15 protein-coding genes and 1 pseudogene are annotated in these 19,788 nt (G+C 66.8%); 4 read left to right on the top strand and 12 right to left on the bottom strand.

Going from position 1 to position 19,788, the window contains the following annotated elements; translation table 11 throughout:
• Window positions 1-50: 50 nt before the first annotated feature.
• The 8 genes from LDO54_RS17115 to LDO54_RS17080 all read right to left on the bottom strand — a co-directional run bounded on the left by LDO54_RS17115 (window position 51) and on the right by LDO54_RS17080 (window position 9,623).
• Window positions 51-1,229 carry an aromatic ring-hydroxylating dioxygenase subunit alpha gene (locus tag LDO54_RS17115; protein ID WP_224011875.1) on the bottom strand — a complete coding sequence of 393 codons (1,179 nt, stop codon included), beginning with the start codon at window positions 1,227-1,229 and terminating at the stop codon, window positions 51-53.
• Between the two features lie 706 nt (window positions 1,230-1,935).
• The gene (locus LDO54_RS17110; RefSeq protein ID WP_224011874.1) at window positions 1,936-2,760 is read right to left on the bottom strand and encodes a YkgJ family cysteine cluster protein; all 825 of its coding nucleotides are present in this window, start codon (window positions 2,758-2,760) and stop codon (window positions 1,936-1,938) included.
• A gap of 124 nt (window positions 2,761-2,884) precedes the next feature.
• Window positions 2,885-3,652: an ABC transporter ATP-binding protein gene (locus tag LDO54_RS17105; protein ID WP_224011873.1), complete on the bottom strand. Its 768-nt coding sequence runs from the start codon at window positions 3,650-3,652 to the stop codon at window positions 2,885-2,887.
• Window positions 3,649-4,575, bottom strand: a complete 927-nt coding sequence (locus LDO54_RS17100; protein ID WP_224011872.1) for an ABC transporter permease — start codon at window positions 4,573-4,575, stop codon at window positions 3,649-3,651. The genes LDO54_RS17105 and LDO54_RS17100 overlap by 4 nt, the downstream gene beginning before the upstream one ends.
• A 32-nt stretch (window positions 4,576-4,607) precedes the next feature.
• On the bottom strand, window positions 4,608-5,678 hold the full coding sequence (locus LDO54_RS17095) for an aliphatic sulfonate ABC transporter substrate-binding protein (RefSeq protein WP_224011871.1): 1,071 nt from the start codon (window positions 5,676-5,678) through the stop codon (window positions 4,608-4,610).
• Between the two features lie 160 nt (window positions 5,679-5,838).
• Window positions 5,839-6,897 (bottom strand): substrate-binding domain-containing protein, encoded by a 1,059-nt coding sequence (locus tag LDO54_RS17090; protein ID WP_436975607.1) that lies wholly within the window; start codon window positions 6,895-6,897, stop codon window positions 5,839-5,841.
• Window positions 6,898-6,993: 96 nt separating this feature from the next.
• Complete coding sequence (locus tag LDO54_RS17085) at window positions 6,994-7,932, bottom strand: ABC transporter permease (protein ID WP_224011896.1); 939 nt, start codon at window positions 7,930-7,932, stop codon at window positions 6,994-6,996.
• A 152-nt stretch (window positions 7,933-8,084) separates the two neighbouring features.
• Window positions 8,085-9,623: a sugar ABC transporter ATP-binding protein gene (locus LDO54_RS17080; RefSeq protein WP_224011869.1), complete on the bottom strand. Its 1,539-nt coding sequence runs from the start codon at window positions 9,621-9,623 to the stop codon at window positions 8,085-8,087.
• Window positions 9,624-9,924: 301 nt separating this feature from the next.
• Between LDO54_RS17080 and LDO54_RS17075 the strand changes: the two genes are divergently transcribed.
• The 3 genes from LDO54_RS17075 to LDO54_RS17065 all read left to right on the top strand — a co-directional run bounded on the left by LDO54_RS17075 (window position 9,925) and on the right by LDO54_RS17065 (window position 14,213).
• A complete protein-coding gene (locus tag LDO54_RS17075; RefSeq protein WP_224011868.1) occupies window positions 9,925-11,190 on the top strand; it encodes an acyl-CoA dehydrogenase family protein in 1,266 nt (421 codons plus the stop codon).
• Between the two features lie 5 nt (window positions 11,191-11,195).
• Window positions 11,196-12,656 (top strand): LLM class flavin-dependent oxidoreductase, encoded by a 1,461-nt coding sequence (locus LDO54_RS17070; protein WP_224011867.1) that lies wholly within the window; start codon window positions 11,196-11,198, stop codon window positions 12,654-12,656.
• 81 nt (window positions 12,657-12,737) lie between these two features.
• The gene (locus tag LDO54_RS17065; RefSeq protein WP_224011866.1) at window positions 12,738-14,213 is read left to right on the top strand and encodes an APC family permease; all 1,476 of its coding nucleotides are present in this window, start codon (window positions 12,738-12,740) and stop codon (window positions 14,211-14,213) included.
• Window positions 14,214-14,314: 101 nt separating this feature from the next.
• On the opposite strand, the gene LDO54_RS17060 is transcribed toward LDO54_RS17065, so the two are convergent.
• The gene (locus LDO54_RS17060) at window positions 14,315-14,668 is read right to left on the bottom strand and encodes a hypothetical protein (RefSeq protein ID WP_224011865.1); all 354 of its coding nucleotides are present in this window, start codon (window positions 14,666-14,668) and stop codon (window positions 14,315-14,317) included.
• Between the two features lie 292 nt (window positions 14,669-14,960).
• Window positions 14,961-16,178 carry an SfnB family sulfur acquisition oxidoreductase gene (locus LDO54_RS17055; protein ID WP_224011864.1) on the bottom strand — a complete coding sequence of 406 codons (1,218 nt, stop codon included), beginning with the start codon at window positions 16,176-16,178 and terminating at the stop codon, window positions 14,961-14,963.
• Between the two features lie 349 nt (window positions 16,179-16,527).
• On the opposite strand from LDO54_RS17055, the gene ilvD reads away from it, so the two are divergent.
• Window positions 16,528-18,387 carry a dihydroxy-acid dehydratase gene (gene ilvD / locus LDO54_RS17050; protein ID WP_224011863.1) on the top strand — a complete coding sequence of 620 codons (1,860 nt, stop codon included), beginning with the start codon at window positions 16,528-16,530 and terminating at the stop codon, window positions 18,385-18,387.
• Window positions 18,388-18,447: 60 nt separating this feature from the next.
• Here the strand turns inward: ilvD and LDO54_RS17045 are convergent.
• Together LDO54_RS17045 and LDO54_RS17040 are read right to left on the bottom strand one after the other, a co-directional pair.
• A pseudogene (locus LDO54_RS17045) lies at window positions 18,448-19,063 on the bottom strand (IS4 family transposase); the annotation flags it as partial.
• Window positions 19,064-19,158: 95 nt separating this feature from the next.
• Entirely contained in the window at window positions 19,159-19,695 is a 537-nt protein-coding gene (locus LDO54_RS17040) for a hypothetical protein (RefSeq protein ID WP_224011862.1), read from the bottom strand.
• Window positions 19,696-19,788: the final 93 nt, after the last annotated feature.

Raw genomic sequence — 19,788 nt, 5'->3', positions numbered from 1 at the left:
GTGATCGACACGCGCGGGCGCTGTTTTTCAGGCGCCCGCGCGTGATTTTTCTAGTCGCGCGATGGCGCTGCGTTGTCGCCCGTGATCGGCACAATTGGCACAGTCGGCACAGTCGTCGCGCCTGGCGTAAGCGCGCCGTCGAGCGCCCACGTCGATACTTCGCGCCGCGCGGGACACGCGATCACGTTGATCGCGCGTTTGCTCTCGACATGACCTGACGCTTCAGCGGAACCCGGCGGCGCCGCGAGCCAGCCCTGCTTTTCAAGCGCACGCACGCGCTGGCGAAACGCAATCTGCAACGCATCCGATTTCACCGACACCTCGCTCTGCCAGCCATCCGGCACGCACTCGGGACGCACGCGCCGCAACACCGCGTGATCCTCCTCGAAGATGCGCAGATTGCGCGCGCGAAACCGCGCGTCGAGCAGCGGACTCTTCAGGAACGTGCGCCCCATCATCCAGTACGTGCGCGTGTGCAGCGCATCCACCGGCACATGCGCCGACACGATATAGATGCGCCAGCCGTTGCCCAGTTGCAATTCGAGCGTCGCGCACGGGCCGCTCAGGTGATAACCCGTCTGCGTGACGACTTCCACGTGCTCGCCGCTCGGTCGGCGGCGCAGCAGTCCACGGCGCACGGGACGCTGCATCACGAGCCGCGCGTGGCCGCTCCACGCATCGGGCGCGCTCACGTCGAAACCGTCGATCTCGGGCCGGTCCGGCGCACCGAACGAGGTGCCGTGCACGAACGGCGCATGCGCGAAATCGAGCCCGTTCTCGACGATGCGTTCCCAGTTCGCGTCCCAGTCGAAGGTGCCGTGCACGACGCGCACGTTGGGATCGTCGGCCCAATCGAGCGGCGGCAGCGGCGGCCGTTCCGCTTCGGGCAGATCGCCGAGGAACGCCCAGATCCAGCCATGACGCTCGACCACCGGATAGCCGTCGACGCGCGCGCGCGCCGGAATGCGCGCCTGCGGCTGCGCGGGAATATGCGTGCAGACGCCGTCGCCGCCATAACGCCAGCCGTGATACGGACATTGCACTTCGCCGTTCACGCGCTGCCCCGCCGCGAGCGACGCGCCGCGATGCACGCAGATATCGGAGAGCAGGCGCGCGCGGCCTTCGGTGTCGCGAAACGCGACGAAGCGATGACCGAGCAGCGTGACCGGCAACAGCGCGTCGCGCAGATCGGCCGATGCGGCCACGACGTACCAGAGATTTTTCAGCATGGGATCGGCAAAAATCGGCGACAAAAAAGCGGCAAATGAAGCGGCAAAAGTTACAGCAGGTAAGACGTGATCGATGCTGCGTTGCGGACGGCACCGTCGAAAAAAGGGCCAGCGCGTCATGGCAGCAGTCTAACCGTTGCAGCCGCTGCATGTCGCGTGCCACGCAGACGACGCGAAATCCCTGCGCCGTAACGTCCGCCAACGCACGGAACGTCACGCGCGCATGCGCGAAGCTAGGTTTGCTGAACACGCACGCGCACAACCATCCCCATAACCCGCACGCGTGTGTGCAAACCGCAACAACTCGGCGCGCAGTCCTTTTCAGGTACCCGAGTTGCGGCGCAACATGCAGGTAAGAAGCCAGGGCGGCGCGGCACCTGGCATGAATGCCCGAACTGACCGGTCAATCCGGTTGTGCTCGACGCTTCGTCTGCAGGGGCTCGCTCCTAGACTGGCCTTGCATTCAAACTAACAATGGGGAATGGCAATGGGCGTGACGAACTGGATCCTGGTGCTCGAATGTGCCTACATGGAATTTTCGAGCTGGCGCGGCAAGAACATCTATCGCCGGACCGTGGACTACGATCGCGTGGTGTGGTGCTGAGCTTGCGCTGATGTCGTGCTGAACGCGACGCGGGCCGCCCGGCTCGCACGCTGCTGTGGCGCTCCTGTGACGCGCTTCTATGATGCGTCAGTCGCGCGTCACTCACGCCTCGCTCGCGGCATGAAAACCCAGGTAGTGCTGGGGCGTCGGCGATGTCATCAATGCATCGGGCGGCGCGGCTTCGGCGTCCACTGAAGCGAGCGTCGCGCGCGTGGCGTGCCGGTTCGAAATCACCGTCCATGCGCCGGAGTCGATTTCATCCGTGTACTGCGCCGTGCACTGCGCCGCGTTTTGCCCCGACGTTTCGACGTGCGCGATGGCGGCCGCCAGCGCCGCATCCATCGCGTCGCGGCCCGGATTGACGATCACGAAACCTTCATTCGCGAGCGCGGCCATGCGCACGCCGAGTTCGCCGCAGAGCGCGCGCTTGCCCGGCACATCGGCGACATCCGAACCGCGGCGCAGCGCGATATCGGCCTGCACCGTCTCATTGACGTAACGCCCCGCGATTTCAAATACCGGATAGCGCGATTCCCACGCTTCGGGCGGACAGCCCTTCGCGGACGGATCGAACGCCACGAAGGGATTCACTTCGGCGGGATAGATGCGGCACACGCGCGGCCGGTGATCGTAGGCGCCACAGCGCAGATCGGGCAGCAGATTCGGACACGGGCCGTCGAACGCGGCCACCACCATCGCGACGATGCGCACCGGCAACGTGCCGCTCATCGCGGCGAACGAGCGCGCGCGTTTGTACGCGGCGTGGGCGTCGTCGGCGGAGGGTTCGACCGGCCAGGGCAAGGCCTCGCAGAAGAGTTGGACGTCGCCGCCGTCGCGCAGCCACACGCGCGCTTCGGCCAGGCTGAGGGGAATGCGCAGATCGTGGCAGCAGCGGCCACACATCGTGCATGAAAAGTGGGTGGACATCGTTTTGACAGCGGTGAAGCGGCGTGGCTCGCGCGCGAGCGCACACCCAAGGCACCGATGCTAACGTGCGCGCCTTACGATCGCCTGAAAGCGTGACACGCCGCCCGCCTTCTCCAACGCCACGTCAAGCCGCCAGCGGCGCCCCCACCGAGGCCTCCAGCCGCGCCATCAGCTCCGCGCGCAACGCGCGGTCCGCGCCCTGCTCGCGGCGCTGCGCGCGCGGCTGCGTCACGTCGAATACGTGACTCGTCGCACGCGTGGCCGCGCCCTTCGCCGGTTCCAGCAGCACGACGCGGTCGGCGAGATACAGCGCCTCGTCGATATCGTGCGTGACCACCAGCGCCGCCATGCGATGCGCCTGCACGAGCGTCAGCAGCAGGTCTTGCAGACGCATGCGCGTCATCGCGTCGACGGCGCTGAACGGTTCGTCGAGCAGCAGCAGGCGCGGCTGCGCGAACAGGCCGCGCGCAATGGCGACGCGCTGCGCCATGCCGCCCGAAAGATGCTTGGGCCAGCGCGCGCCGTCGTCGGCGTGCAGGCCCACTTCGTCGAGCAGCGCGGCCACGCGCGCCGCCGCCGCGCCACGCGCGCGCTCCGGGAAGCAGACGTTGTCGGCGACGCGCAGCCACGGCAGCAGACGCGGCTCCTGAAAAATCACGCCCGCGAGCGGCGACGGCCCGCGCAGCGGCGCGCCGTCGAGCGCGACCGTGCCCGCGTAGTCGCGGTCGAGTCCCGCCGCGATGCGCAGCAGCGTGCTCTTGCCGCAACCGCTCGGGCCGAGCAGCGCGACCACTTCGCCGGGCGCGAGCGTAAGCCGCAGCGCGTCGAGAATCGGCCGCGCGCCATAGCGTTTACTGCGGATGTCGAGATCGAGCAATGCGGGGGCGTTCATGCGCGCGCTCCGTCGTGTGCCGTGTCGCGCCATGCGAGCACGCGGGTTTCGACCAGACGCATCGCGCTGTCCGTGAGTTTGCCGAACAGGCCGAGCAGCAGGATCGCGCCGAACACGATGTCGGGCCGGCCCGTTTCGCGTCCGTCACTGAGCAGATAGCCGAGGCCGCGCGTGGCCGCGATCAGTTCGGCGGCAACCACGAACATCCACGAGACCGCGAGCCCCGTGCGCAGGCCCGTGAGAATCTGCGGCAGCGCGGCGGGCAGCAGAATGCGCGTGAACAGACGCCACGGCGGCAGCCGGTAGACCGCGCCGAGTTCGACGAGCTTGCGGTCCACGTTGCGGATGCCGGACACCACGCTCAGATGCACGGGAAAGAACGCGCCGATCGCGACGAGCGTGATTTTCGGCGCTTCGTCGATCCCCATCCACAGCAGCAGCACAGGCACCCACGCAAGCGACGGAATCGCGCGCAGCGCCTGAAAACTCGGGTCGAGTAAGGCGTCGAGGCGTCGGCTCAGGCCCATCGCCGCGCCCACCGCGATGGCGAGCGCCGCGCCGCAGCCGAAACCCAGCGCGACGCGCGCCGTGCTCGCGGCGATATGCAGCGAAAGCCGCGCGCCGCCCAGTTGCCAGAGCGCCTGGGCGATTTCGCTGGGCGCGGGCACGAGGTTGTCGGGCAGCACGCCGCCGCGCACGAGCGCTTCGAGCAGTGCGAGAAACGCAAACGGCAGCAGCGCGCCCGCGATGCGCCAGCGACGCGGCGCGCCTGCCGCTGCATGCTCCTGCTGACCGGTTTGCGTATCGGCGTGCTCGGCCTCATGCGCCCCGCCCTGCAATACGCGCGGCGCGTGAGCGCCCGGCGAGCCCGGCGCGGCGGCGGCGCGCGTCAGGGTGGGCACGCTCAACTCGTCGATAGCCATCGCGAATCCTCTTAACCTGCGCTTATGTGCGCTTACTGGCGCTGCGCCGATGCCAGCGCCGACTCCGATGCCTGCGTATCGATCAGCGACTCGATCACCTGGTTCAGATTCGTCCCCGGCTTCACGAGGTTTTCCTGCGCGAGAATCGGCGCGGCGGCTTCGAGCGCCTCGATCTGCTTCGCGCCCGGCTGCGGCTGGCTGAAATCGTTGCGGCTCAGTTGCAGCTTCGCGACCGCGAGCGATACTTTGGAATCCTCTGCAACGATCTGCGCCGCCTCGTTCGGATGTTCGCCGATCCACACGCGCGCGCGTTCGTAGACCTTGAGCACGCGTGCCACGGTATCCGGGTACTGCTTGAGGAAATCGTCGCGCACGTTCAGAAAGCCCCACGTATTGAAGTCGACGTTGCGGTACAGCAGACGCGCGCCATTGTCGATCTGCGCAGCGGCCATGTGCGGATCGAGCCCGGCCCACGCATCGACCTGGCCGTTGACGAGCGCGGTGCGTCCGTCGGGATGCTGAAGATTGACGATCTCGACGTCGTCGCGCGTGAGACCCGCCGTATGCAGCGCGCGCAGCGTGAAGAGATACGGATCGGTGCCCTTGGTCGCCGCGATCTTCTTGCCCTTGAGGTCCGCGAGCGTCTTGATCGGCGAATCCTTGCGCACGACCAGCGCGGTCCATTCGGGGCGCGAGAAGATATAAACGGTCTTGATCGGATTGCCGTTGGCCTTGCCGAGCACCGCCGCGAGACCGGCGGTCGACCCGATGTCGATCGCGCCGCTATTGAGGTATTCCAGCGCGCGATTGCTGCCGAGGCTCAGCACCCAGCGCACCTGCGTGTGATCGGGCGCGAAGGCCTGTTCGAGCCAGCCGTTGCGCTTGATGACGAGGCTTTCGGGCGAGTAGTAGGCGTAATCGAGCTTGAGTTCGGCGGGCGCGGCGCTCGCGGCCTGCGCGTGCGAGGGCGACACGGCGAGCAACGCCAGCGGCGCAAGCGCGGCGGCGGCGCGCAACGCGGAAGTCAATCGGCGCCAGAGCGGCGTGTTCCCGCGTGCGTCGTCGTGCGTGTTCGTGAATTGGTTGATCGTGTGGTCCCGCATCGGCTTTCCCCTGTTTGTCTGGCTGCATGGGGAGGCACGCAATGTGCCTCCCGAATTCGCCAAGCATAAGAAGCGCGGACGCCAGAACGAACCAACAATCGCTCAGATCGTAAGCAGCGAAAGGAATATCCGCGCGAAGCGGGAGCGTAGAAGTGGCCGATCAGTCCACCGGAATCCACGCCGCCGTCGCCGCGTCGCTGACGCGGAACGCCGGGAATTTCGCGCCCAGCTCGGCGATCGTGTGGATGTCGTTTTTCACGAGATCGTCGCGCGTGACCAGGGTGGGCTTCACGACGATGTGATGCGCGAGCGGCTGCCCCGCCACATCGAGCGCCGCCGCGCGCACCGAGACCGCGCCCACCACGGCGGGATTGGTCGCCGCCGTCGCCACCCAGGCGCTGCCCGGTGCGCGGATCGCCTCGATATCGGCGGTGGAAATATCGGCGCTGTAAATGCGCAGCTTGCTGGCGACGTTGGCCTCGTCGGCGGCGAGGCTCGCGCCGCGCGCGAACTCGTCGTAGGGCGCGATCACCACGCGAATGTCGGGATGCGCGCGATACGCGGCCGCCGCCTGATTCGCCACCGACTGCGCGATCGGATTGTCGACCGTGCCCCAGCGCGCCTGCTCGCGCACGCCCGGATGCGCCTGCTTGAACGCCTGCCACACGGCGTCGCGGCGATCGAGCGGCGCGAAGCCCGCCACGTAGACATACCCCGCCGAGAACGCGTTGCCGTTGTCCTTCACGGCCTGGCCGAGCAGCAGCGTGGCGAGGTCGTGATCGCTCTGTTCGATCTGCGGGATCTTCGGATTGGCGAGATCGACGTCGAAGGCCACGACCTTGATGCCCTTGTCGAGCGCCTGCTGCACGACGTCCTTCAGCGACTCGGGCAGCCCGTGATTGACGATGATCGCGGACACGCCCAGATTGATCGCCTGCTGGATCTGATCGCGCTGCTGCGCAGCGTCCTGACGTCCTTCGTAAATGCGCAGGTCGATGCCGAGCGCCTTCGCCTGCTTCTGCGCGCCCGCCTCGTAGGCCTGGAAGAAGTCGCCTTCCGAGAGATAGTTGACGAGCGCGATCTTCACGCCGCCCTTGTCGAACGGCGCGGGCGCGCCCTTGAGCGGCGCGGCCTGCGCGGAGACGGCGCCGAACAGCGCCGCCGCGCTCAAGGCGATTGCACTGATTGCGCCGATCGCACGGCGGCCGGTACGGGACATCGACTTGTTCATATTGCTCCTCTTGTTATTCAGGTTTCCTATGTTTATCGGACCCACTTTTTATTCAAACGCATTTTCTCTACCTGACCCCACGCTTCACGCGCGGGCGTCGTTTCTGCGGCCGATGCTGAAGGTGAACGCCAGCGCCACCACCAGCAGCGCGCCCTTGATGCAATCCTGCAAGTAGTACGGCGCGTTCAGCATCGTCAAGCCGTTGAGCAGCACGCCGACGAACACCGCGCCGATCACCGTGCCCGGCACGTTGGGCCGCTTCGCGCCCCACACCGCGTAGCCGACCAGCGAGGCCGCCACGGCGTCGAGCAGCAGCGAATGGCCCGCGCTGACGTCACCGCGTCCCACGCGCGCCGCGATCAGCAGACCGCCGAGCGACGCCAGCGCGCCCGAGGCCACATACGCCGCCACGCGATAGCGCGCGGCGGGCGCGCCCGCGAGCCGCGCCGCCGTTTCGTTGCCGCCGATCGCGTAGATCACGCGGCCCCAGCGCGTGGCCGCCATCACGACCGAGACGAACACCGTGAGCACCGCGAGCACGAGCACCGGCGCGGGCACCACGTCGAAGAAGAAACGCGCGCGGCCCAGCGCGAGAAAGGCATCGGGGAAGGTGCCGCTCGCTTCGCTGCCGTCGGGCAGGATCGTGCCGGTGGCGAGCGAGCGTCCGCCCGTGGGGATCAGTTGCAGGCCCGCGAGCAGAAACAGCGTGCCAAGCGTCGCGAGCTGATCGGGCACATGCAAGCGCGTGATGAGCACGCCGTTGAACAGCCCCGCCGCCACGCCCAGCGCGAGGCAGGCCGCCGCCGCTTCCCACGCGTTGCCGTGCCAGACCACCAGCACGTAGCTGGCCGCCATTTGCGCCGACGCCGCCACGCTGCCGACGGACAGATCGAAGCCGCCCGCCGCCAGCGTGATCGTCACGCCGATGCCGAGCAGCGCGACGATCGAGACCGCCTGCAGGATGCTGAAGAGATTCGCGACGTTCAGAAACGCGGGCTCGCGCGCGGTGAACAGCACGAGCATGGCGGCGAGCACGAGCAGCAGGCCGCTGCGTTCAAGCAGTACGAGCAGGCGGCGCGGTTGTGATGTACCGGATGCCGCGTGCGGCAGCGGTTGATCGGTGACATCGGTGACGAGCGGAGTGGCGGCGCTTTTCATGGTCGCTTTTGAGTTGCTTAGTGTGTCGATTGCGATTCGATGGCTTCGGCAGGATGGCTGGCTTCAAACGGATCGGCGGTCTCTAACGCGCCAAGGTCTAACGCGCCCCGATCGAAATACACGATGCGGTCGGCGACTTCGTGCGCCTCCTCCAGATCGCTCACCAATACGAGGGTCGCGCGGCCCGGCGCTTCGCGCCGCAGCGTCGCCGCGATATCGGCGCGCGCGCCCGCGTCCACGCCCTGAAACGGTTCGTCGAGCAGCAGCACGCGCGCGGGTTCGGCGTGCCAGCGCGCGAGCAGCACTTTCTGCTGATTGCCGCCGGACAGTCGCGGCAGACGATCGTCCGGCCCCGCGCAGCGAATGCCGAACGCGTCGATGGCCGCACGCGCGGCGGCGCGCTCGCGCTCGCGCGCGACGAAGGCGCCCCGGCTCCAGCGCGACAGAAACGGAAAGCCGATCGTCCCCGCAATCGAGGCGAAGGGCACGGCATCAGGAAACAGCGAGGTGCGCCACCGGTCCTCGCCCGCGAGAAACACACCCGCGCGGATCGCGTCGCCGGGCGTGCGCGGACGCCACGGCGCGCCGTCGAGCCGCATCTCGCCCGCGAACGCACGCGTCGCACCGAAGATCGTCTGCGCGAGCCGCGACTTGCCTGCGCCCACCGGCCCCACCACGGCGACGATTTCGCCATCGCGCACGTCGAGATCGAATGCAGCGGTACGGTCGGTGAGACGCAGTTGGCGCAACTGCAGAATCGCCTCTCCATTATTTAGTTCGTCATACGAATCAATACGCGGCGGCGGTAAAGGACGGCCGATCATCGTTTCGAGCGCGGCGTCGAAGTCGACCGGCGCGCTTTGCTGCGATACGACGCGGCCATCGCGCAGCACCGCCACGCGCGTCGCGAGACGGCGCAGATCCGCGAGCCGATGCGAGACCAGCAACACGGCCACGCCCTCGTCGCGCAAGGTGTCGACGAGCGCGTGCAGGCGCGCGGCCTCGGCGGCGGACAGGCTGGCCGTGGGCTCATCGAGGATCAAGAGACGCGGCCGCGTGGCCAGCGCGCGCGCCAGCACGACGCGTTGTTGCGCGGCCAGCGCGAGCGTGCCGAGCGGCGCATCGAGATCGGCATCGAGCCCCACGCGCGCGGCCAGTTCACGGGCACGTTCGCGCCGCGTCGCGCGCGGCGTCCACCAGCTTTGCGCGCCGCCGCAGAGTTCGTCGAGCAGCAGGTTATCGGCGATCGACGAAGCGGGCACCACGGCATCGGCGATCGATTGATGCACGGTCGCCACGCCCAACTGGCGCGCGGCCAGCGGCGAAGCCGGCGCGTAACGCTGGCCGTCGAGCTGCATTGCGCCCGCGTCGGCGCCCTGCACACCGCTCACGATCTTCACGAAGGTCGATTTGCCCGCGCCGTTCGCGCCCATCAGCGCGACCACCTCGCCCGCGCCAATCGAAAAGTCCAGATGCGAAAGCGCGACGGTCGCGCCAAAGCGCTTGTCGATCGCGCGGGCGGAGAAAATCGGGGCGGAAGAATTCGGAGCGGACATGCGGGCGTCTCGGTCTCGCAGGCACAGGATGGCGTCATCGTAGCGAGACGCTTCGTTGCGCCCAACGAAGCGATGCTCATATTGATCCGCGCGCCATCGATAAGGCGGCTGAACGCGGCAAAACCCCGCGAGCGCTGTTTTTACGGCGTTTTATCCGTGATAACGCGATGCATCGCGCACAAATACGCGCCGCCGATATCGATTCGAGAATCCGTTATTGGAGCGCCGCGATGCGCATTTCTATACTGGCCCTTCACGCCATCCGAGGCCGAGTCCCGATGGAGAAACCCGGAGGAACACCATGACAATATCGCGATCCGCTCCCATTCCCGACCTTCACGCCGCCGCGCTCTCGACCGGCACGGACTACGAAACGCTCGCCGCGCGTTTTCGCCCGATCTTCGCGGAGATCGCGCGCGGCGCGGCCGAACGCGACCGCGAACGCATCTTGCCGCACGAGGCCATCGCCGCCTTGAAGGAAGCCGGTTTCGGCGCAGTGCGTCTGCCCGTGCGCGACGGCGGTGCGGGCGCGTCCATTCCGCAATTGTTCCAGTTGCTGATCGAACTGGCCGCAGCCGATTCGAATCTGCCGCAAGCGCTGCGCGCGCATTTCGCTTTCGTCGAAGACTGGCTCAACGTGCCGCCCGACGCAGATCAGCGCGCGTGGTTCGACCGCTTCGCGAGCGGCCAGATCGTGGGCAGCGCGTGGTCCGAAGTCGGCAACGTGGCCGTCGGCCAGGTGCAGACCCAGGTCTCGCAGCGCGACGGCCGCTTCGTCGTGAACGGCGCGAAGTACTACAGCACCGGCACGATCTACGCCGACTGGATCGACGTCTACGCGCAGCGCGAAGCCGATGGCAGCGACGTGATCGCCGCCGTGAGCACGCATCAGCCGGGCGTGGTGCGCGAGGACGACTGGGACGGCTTCGGCCAGACCACCACCGGCAGCGGCACGACGCGCTTCAACGATGCCGTGGTCGAACCGCGCAACGTGATCGACTTCGCGCGCCGCTTCAAGTATCAGACCGCGTTCTATCAGCTCTTTCACGTGGCCACGCTCGCGGGCATCGCCGAGGCCGTGCAGCGCGACGCCGCCGAACTCGTGCGCACGCGCAAGCGCGTCTACAGCCACGGCAACGCGCCGCACGTGAGCGAGGACGCGCAGATCCAGCAGGTGGTCGGCGAAATCGCGTCGTGGGCCTATGCCGCGCGCGCGGTCGCGCTACTGGCGGCCGAACCCGCGCAACGCGCCTACGAGGCGCGCTTCGGCGGCGACGAAGCGGTCGAACGCGCCGCCAACGTCGAAGCCGAAATCGCGTCGGCGCAAAGCCAGCTCACGGCGTCGGACTTCGCGCTGCGCGCGGCGACGCATCTGTTCGACGCGCTCGGCGCCTCGGCCACCAGCACGCGCCTCGCACTCGACCGGCACTGGCGCAACGCGCGCACGGTGTCCTCGCACAATCCGCTCGTCTACAAGGCGCGCATCGTCGGCGACTGGGCCATCAATGGCACCGAGCCGCCCTTCGTCTGGCAGATCGGCAACGGTCCGGGCCGTGGGAGCAAGTGAACGTCATGAGTAAAACCATCCGCCTGAACGCCTTCGAAATGAACTGCGTGGGCCATCAGTCGCCGGGGCTGTGGACGCATCCGCGCGACCGCTCGTGGCAATACAAGGACCTCGAATACTGGACCGATCTCGCGAAGATTCTCGAGCGCGGCATTTTCGATGCGATCTTTATCGCCGATGTGATCGGCTATTACGACGTCTATCAGGGCGGCAATTATCACGCGCTGCATCAGGCCGCGCAGATTCCCGTGAACGATCCGCTGCAGCTCGCCGCGCCGATTGCGATGGTCACCGAGCATCTGGGCATCGGCATCACGGCGTCGACGAGTTTCGAGCATCCGTATACGTTCGCGCGGCGTCTGTCCACGGCCGATCATCACACCAAGGGGCGGCTCGCCTGGAACGTGGTGACCTCGTACCTCGAAAGCGGCGCGAAGAACGTGGGCCAGTTGGGCCTGCGCGATCACAACGACCGTTATGCGGTGGCCGCCGAATATCTCGAAGTGCTCTACAAGCTTTTCGAAGGCAGCTGGGAAGACGGCGCCGTGGTGCGCGACCGCGAGAACCGCGTGTTCACGCATCCCGAGCGCGTGCATGAAATCGGCCACAAGGGGAAATATTTCGAAGTCCCAGGTTATCACCTGTGCGAGCCGTCGCCGCAACGCACGCCGGTGCTGTTCCAGGCGGGCGCATCCGGTCCCGGCAAGCGCTTCGCCGCCGAACACGCCGAATGCGTGTTCGTGGCCGCGCCCACCCAGACGCTGCTGCGCGACTATGTGGCCGACGTGCGCCGCCAGGCCGCGCTCGCGGGCCGCGATCCGCGCCAGCTGCTGATCTACAACCTCGTGACCGTGATCGTCGACGAAACCGACGCCAAGGCCCAGGCGAAGTTCGAGGAGTATCAGCGGCACGTCTCGTACGACGGGTCGCTCGTGTTCATGTCGGGCTGGACCGGCATCGACTTCGGCCAGTATCTGCCGACCGATACCGTGAAGCGCGTGGAAACCAATGCGATCGTCTCCGCCGTCGAGCATCTGGCGGGCGGCGACAAGGCGTGGACCATCGAGGAACTCGCGCGCTGGGGCGGCGTGGGCGGACTCGGCCCGGTGTTCGTGGGCTCGCCGTCCACGGTCGCGGACATTCTCCAGCAATGGGTCGAGGCCACCGATGTCGACGGTTTCAATCTCGCGTATGCCATCGCGCACGAAACCTTCGAGGACGTGGTCGAGCATCTCGTGCCGGAATTGCAGCGGCGCGGCGTGTATCCGCGCGCCTATGCGAGCGGCACGCTGCGCGAGAAGCTGTTCGGCGCGGATGCGCGTCTGCCGCTTGATCATCCTGCGGCGCAGTTTCGCGATATCGAGCGGGTGAAGCGTGAAGCTGCCGCGCAAGTGAACGCGCAAGCGGACGCGCAGTCATCCACACATTCATCCGCGAACAGCGTGCAGGCGGAAGCCACGGCCTGAGCGGCCGGATTCATCACGCGCCCGCGCCATGGCGGCCCGGGCGCGTCTCATCCCGACACCTACACTCACCGGACCACACCTATGACTGAACTCGCGGCCACGGCGGCGCGCGACGGCACCTTGCGTCGCGGCTATCTTTCGTTATCCGAACTGATTGCGCAATCGATCGGACTCGTCGGCGCGGCGGGCGGCGCGGGGCTCCTGATCCCCGCGGTGTTCGCCACAGCGGGCAACGGCACCTGGCTCGCCTATCTGTTCGCGACCGTGGGCCTGCTGTTCGCCTCGTGGAGCATCACGCAGTTCGCCAAACGCACGGCCTCGCCCGGCGCGCTCTACACCTATGCCGCGCGCGGCCTCGGCCCGATCTGGGGCGCGGTGGCGGGCTGGTCGCTGCTGATCGCCTATGGCGTGGGCGCGGCGGGCATTCTGCAAGGCACGGTCAACGAGATCGTGGTGCTGTTCAAGGATATCGGCGTGGCCTCGGGCGCGGGGCTCGCCGTGACGGTCGCGATCACCGTGTTCGTGACGCTGGGCGCGTGGTTCATCACGTGGCGCGACATCCGGCTCTCGACGCGCACCACGCTGTGGATCGAGTTGAGCACCGTGGCGCTGATTGTGTTCGTGATCGTCGCGGCGCTGTTCGCGCAGCATCGCTGGGTCGATACGCATCAGCTCACGCTGGCCGCCGTGAAGCCCGATCAGTTGCGGCTCGGCATGGTGCTCGCCTTCTTCAGCTTCACGGGCTTCGAAAGCGTGACCGCGCTCGGCGCGGAAGCGCGCGAACCGTTCCGCCTGATTCCGCGCGCCGTGATCGTCAGCATTCTCGGCCCGGCGGCGCTGTTTCTCGCCGCATCGTATGGTCTCGTCGCGCTGTTCCAGGGCGCGGCCACGCCGCTCGACCAGGCGAGTGCGCCGCTTTCGGCAGTCGCGCACGGCATTCATCTGGGCGCGCTCGGCGTGCTGATCGACGCGGGCGTGGCGCTGAGCTTCTTCGCCGCGTTCTTCTCGTCGATCAACGCCGCCGCTCGGCTGCTCTACACCTTCGCGCGCCAGGGCCTGCTGCACGCAGCAACGGGCCGCGCGCACGCGGGCAACGCCACGCCGCACGTCGCGGTCACGCTGCTCGTGGTGCTTTCGCTGATCGTCGCGGTGACGTTCCAGTTCGCGGGGACGTCGCTATTCGACGCGTACGGCTATCTGAGCACGATCGCCACGTTTGGCTTCCTGCTGACCTATGTGATCGTGGCGGTCGCCGCGCCCTGCTTCCTGCGCCGTCGCGGCGAACTCAAGCCGCGCCATGTGGCGATCAGCGCGGCGGCCACCGTGCTGATCGGCATTCCGTTCGTCGGCAGCATCTATCCGGCGGCGCCCGGCGTGTATGCGGTGCTGCCCTATGTGTTCGGCGCGCTGCTCGCGGCGGGACTCGGCTGGTTTCTGGCTTTGCGCGTGGTCGCGCCGCATCGGCTGCGCGAGATCGAAGCGGAACTCGCGGATGCGGATTCGACGCGCGAGGAAGGCCCGACGCTCGCCGATGCGCGTGGCGTGTCGGCGGCTTGAAGGCGGTTTGATGACTTGTCGCGGCGCTTGAACGCGCCGCCTTCAGGCACAGATTGAAGCGCCGGCCAATCCGCTGACCGAGGCGCCGCTCAGCCTAAAACTCAAGCCGCCGACGCACCCGAGCACCGTCCGCATGAGCGCGCCTGGCCGAGCCGCAGGCGTCCGGCGCTGACCGTCACTTCGGCGCCGCATTCGCATCGGCACACCCAGACGCCATCGCCCGCATAGCGCTCGGTCGTCAACTGCCCGAACACCTCGCCGCCCTTCAACGACGGCGAACCCGGGCGCGAGCGCCAGACCTGGCGCTGCTCGCGGCAGCCGCAATCGCGCGTCTGGCCGCTCTCCACCGCATCGAGCCGCGCGCTCACATGGCCGCCGCAGCGGCAGCGCCAGAGCCACACGTCCGCGCCGCGATAGCGCAGCGCGACGAGCTGGCCGTAGGTGCGGCCAGCCACATCGCGAGTCGGCGGGAACGGCCACGCGGGCGGCAAGGGGTCAGGGATACGCGAATTCACGACGAATAAATGGGATTCGGCGGCCGGCTTTCAACGGCTCGTGGGGTGCCCTCATTCTACAGCGACGGCGCAAAAGCGCCGCGCGCCGCCATATGGCGGGAAACCCTCGGCATGCCGCCCCAAAAAATGCGCCCCAAAGCAAACGGCACACGCGACGGACATTCCGCCCGCGTGTGCCGTTCTTGTCAGGCTCCCGCGCCTTCAGCGCGAGAGCGGCGCGATCGCCCGTCCCTCAATTCCACGCATGGCGCGCGGGCTTTTTCCCGTTCAGATAGTAATTGCCGACGAGGTGATACTTCCAGCGCACCGGATCGTGCAGCGTGTGCGTGCGCGCGTTGCGCCAGTGGCGGTCGAGGTTGTGCGCCGCCAGCGTCGACTGCGTGCCGCCCAGTTCGAACAGCTTTTCGCCCGCCAGCAGCGCGGCTTCGGTCGTCAACACCTTCGCCTCGCCCACGGCGACGGAGGCGCGCGCAACGTCGTCCTCGCTAATCGTGTCCTGTGCGGCGATCGCGTCGAACAGCCTCGCGGCGCGTTCGAGCAACGCTTCGGCGGCGTGCAGCTGAATATGCAGATGGCCGATTTCGCGCAGCGTGAGCGGATCGTCGGCGGCGCGCTCGACGCCGCTGTCGACCCACGGACGCGCGCGCTCACGCACAAACGTCAGCGTGTCGGCGACGGCGGCGCGCGCGATGCCCGCGTCGATGGCCGCCTGGATGATCTGCGAAACCGGGCCGTTCAGCGTCGGCTGCTCGGAGACGCGATGCGCCGGGAACACGTGCGAAGCGCCGACGCGCACGTTGTCCAGCGTGACCGTGCCGCTCGCCGTGGTGCGCTGGCCGAAGCCCGACCAGTCGTCGGTGATCGCGAGGCCCGGCGTGCCCTGCGGGATCCACGCGAGCCAGCCGCGCCCGTCCGCGTCGAGCCCGAGCACCGGCACGTAGTGCGCGAACAGCGCGCCCGTCGAATAGAACTTGGTGCCGTTGACCACGTAATCGTCGCCGTCGCGCAGCACGCGCGTCCTGAGGTCGAGCACGTGTTTCGTCCCTTTTTCTGAGAAACCGTTGCCGAAGCGCTTGCCCGCCAGCACCTCGCCGAAGAAAAAGCGCTTCTGCTCCTCGGTGCCCGTGAGCGCGATCACGTCTACGAGCCCGAAATGGTTCTGCGGCAACTGCCCGAGCGACGGGTCGGCGGCCGAAATCAACTTGACGACCTCGGTCAGCGTGACGAACGAGACGCCCGCGCCGCCATAAGCCTTCGGCACCGTGATGCCCCAGAGGCCCGACTGCGAGAACCATTCGATTTCCTCGCGCGGCAGCCGCCGCTCGCGGTCGCGCAGCGCGGCGTCTTCGGCGAGGCGCGCGGCCAGTTCGCGCGCGGCGTCGAGCGCTTCGTTGTCGTCGGCGATGACGCGCGCGGTCGTGCGCGCGGCCCGGTCTCCGGTCTCTGCCATGGATGGCTCCGCGTGATGAGGTCGTTCGTTGATGGATGGCGTGCGCCTGGCACGCGGGACCAATCTAGCAGCGCGCCCGGCGCGGCCCAACCGAGCGATTGGCACATCGATATTCCGCGCGGGACTAATCCCGTTCGGGGATGCGCGGCGGCATGCGGGGAAAAAGGCGCGGCGGCGCCGAAAAACGCCCCGGCGGGCGGGCCGGGCGGCCCTGCTGCGGGTGTGGGATAATCGCTGAGTTTGCCCAAAGCGCAGCTCAAAAGGTTGTCCGCACGGGCGCGCGAAGGGCCTTTATTCCCGTGGCCCGCTGTTTTCCTGCGACCTTTTCGACCTTTTCATAGCACCCACGATGCCCGCATACCGTTCCAAAACCTCCACCGCCGGCCGCAACATGGCGGGGGCGCGCTCCCTGTGGCGCGCCACCGGCATGAAAGACGAAGACTTCCAGAAGCCGATCATCGCGGTGGTCAACTCGTTCACCCAGTTCGTGCCCGGCCACGTGCACCTGAAGGATCTGGGCCAGCTCGTCGCGCGCGAGATCGAGGCCGCCGGCGGCGTCGCCAAGGAATTCAACACCATCGCGGTCGACGACGGCATCGCGATGGGCCACGACGGCATGCTCTACTCGCTGCCGAGCCGCGACATCATCGCCGACTCGGTCGAGTACATGGTCAACGCGCACTGCGCCGACGCCATGGTCTGCATCTCGAACTGCGACAAGATCACCCCGGGCATGCTGATGGCCGCCATGCGCCTGAACATCCCCGTGATCTTCGTCTCGGGCGGCCCGATGGAAGCGGGCAAGACGCGCCTCGCGAACCCGGTCACGAAGGCCATCGAAGTCAAGAAGCTCGACCTGATCGACGCGATGGTGATCGCCGCCGACTCGAAGTACAGCGACGCCGAAGTCGCTGAAGTCGAGCGCTCGGCCTGCCCGACCTGCGGCTCGTGCTCGGGCATGTTCACGGCCAACTCGATGAACTGCCTGACCGAAGCGCTCGGTCTCTCGCTGCCGGGCAACGGCACGGTGGTGGCCACGCACGCGGACCGCGAACAGCTGTTCAAGCGCGCGGGTCACCGCATCGTCGAACTGGCGCGCCAGTACTACGAGGAAGAAGACGAACGCGTGCTGCCGCGCTCGGTGGGCTTCAAGGCCTTCGAGAACGCCATGACGCTCGACATCGCCATGGGCGGCTCGACCAACACGATCCTGCACCTGCTGGCTATCGCGCAGGAAGCGGGCATCGACTTCGGCATGACCGACATCGACCGCCTCTCGCGCGTCGTCCCGCAGCTCTGCAAGGTCGCGCCGAACACGAACAAGTACCACATCGAAGACGTGCATCGCGCGGGCGGCATCATGGGCATCCTCGGCGAGCTGGATCGCGCCGGCAAGCTGCACACCGACGTGCCGACCGTGCACGCGCCTTCGCTCAAGCACGCGCTCGACCAGTGGGACATCGTGCGCACCGACGACGAAGCCGTGAAGACGTTCTACATGGCGGGTCCGGCGGGCGTGCCCTCGCAGGTCGCATTCAGCCAGAACACGCGCTGGCCGAGCCTCGACAGCGACCGCGCCGAAGGCTGCATCCGCTCGTACGAGCACGCGTTCTCGAAGGAAGGCGGCCTCGCCGTGCTGACGGGCAACATCGCGCTCGACGGCTGCGTGGTGAAGACCGCGGGCGTCGACGACAGCATCCTCGTGTTCGAAGGCACGGCGCACGTGACCGAGTCGCAGGACGAAGCGGTCGCGAACATCCTCGCCGACAAGGTCAAGGCCGGCGACGTGGTAATCGTGCGCTACGAAGGCCCGAAGGGCGGCCCCGGCATGCAGGAAATGCTCTACCCGACCAGCTACATCAAGTCGAAGGGTCTGGGCAAGGCCTGCGCGCTGCTGACCGACGGCCGCTTCTCGGGCGGCACCTCGGGCCTCTCGATCGGCCACTGCTCGCCGGAAGCGGCAGCGGGCGGCGCGATCGGCCTCGTGCGCGATGGCGACAAGATCCGCATCGACATTCCGAACCGCACGATCGACGTGCTGGTGTCGGACGAGGAACTCGCGCGCCGTCGCGAGGAGCAGAACGCCAAGGGCTGGAAGCCGGTGCAGCCGCGTCCGCGCAAGGTCTCGGCGGCGCTCAAGGCGTATGCCAAGCTCGTGATGTCGGCCGACAAGGGCGCCGTGCGCGATCTTTCGCAGCTCGACGACTGAAGCTTGCGCGATCTTTTGCTGGATCGCTGATGAAAAAGCCGCTCTTGGGAGTAATGCCGTTCAGTTGAGGTCTTTCCGAAGATATCGAACGGTATAACGAGCATGACGGAACTTGACGGCCCAGTCGCATTGTCGACCGGGCCGTTTTCCATTGGTGAGCAGCTTGAGGTGTTCACGCAGTCGTTTGAGAACGGCGGCGAGCTTGGCGAGTGCTGGCGCGCGCAGCCCGCATCATCTCGTGCCGGATGAGATGGAGGGAACGCACAAAGCCGAGTTCGATTGGCTCGCACTTCGCCTCAAAGGCACAGCAAGGCCCTGGCATAGATCATCCCGTTCATGTCGTAGCGGCCGAATACAAGGTTCGCAACGAGATGTATCGGAATCAAGATCAGCGTCACAGCCCGCACCTGCGGGTAGCTTGCCACCTTGCCGCCCGCGTAACCCTGGGCGCCGAAGGGCTCGTGATTGGCCGAGCTGTCCGGGTTACGCAGCGTGGTGCCGACCATTGCCCACAAGCTCAGCCGCTTGAAGTCGCGCGCGCAGCGGCCTGCCGGCGGAGCCAGCCCATAGCCGCATCACCCAGGCGCTGACGCGCCTGCGCGATAGCGCTCATGCCGACGAACGTGGCTTCGTTGGGTAAAACCGGATCGAAGCAATGGACCACCTCGCTGGTCGACCTGAGGCCCCAAAGCGGCCTTGGACGGTTTTGGGGGTGTGCTCAACCCTTTAGCAATTCCGAATCTGAGCACATCACAAAGTCAACCGGAGTGGTCAAAACATACGTTCAAGAGCTATCGATCTCGAAGGCGAGGCGCCGACCTTACTCGCGCTGGTCTTCGCTGTTGGAGGAAGCTTCCGTGGTGCCTGCACTCCTTCATCCTGCATGGCTGCATTAATCACCGCGTCGATTTCTTCAATCAATTTCTCTTGCGCGAACTGCGCCCTTACCTTCTCGGCATTCGATCGCGCCGTCCCGATTCCCCGAAGCACAGACACCCCGGCACACCCGCACACGAACGCGAAAAACCCGAAGCCGATTCGATGCCCGGCCTTCATCAAGCCTATGGATACGAGACCAAATCCGACCATCGCAAGCAACCACCCAACATCGATCGAAAGCTCATCAATCAGAACCCCTTTCGTGACGTCCCAGAGCATTCCCGTTGCTGCAATCAATGCGGCATAGAAGACGATCTTTGCTCCAAATGTCTCCGTAAGTTCTCGAAAGATTTCATCCACGTCGGCGAGCAAAGCAGACGTGGCCAGATAGAAGATGAGAAGCCCCGCAATGTTCCATATTTTTTTCATTACACGCCCCGTAGTCGCTGTTTGATGCCGTGATTATCGGCAAGCACACGGCAAATGCCAACGCACGGGAAGAGAATGCGCGAATTGTGCGGA

Origin of the sequence: Paraburkholderia tropica, assembly GCF_914484835.1 — a bacterium.
GTDB lineage: Bacteria > Pseudomonadota > Gammaproteobacteria > Burkholderiales > Burkholderiaceae > Paraburkholderia > Paraburkholderia tropica_A.
The sequence above is the reverse complement of the archived record's forward strand: the minus strand, read 5'-3'. Positions and strand labels throughout refer to the sequence as shown.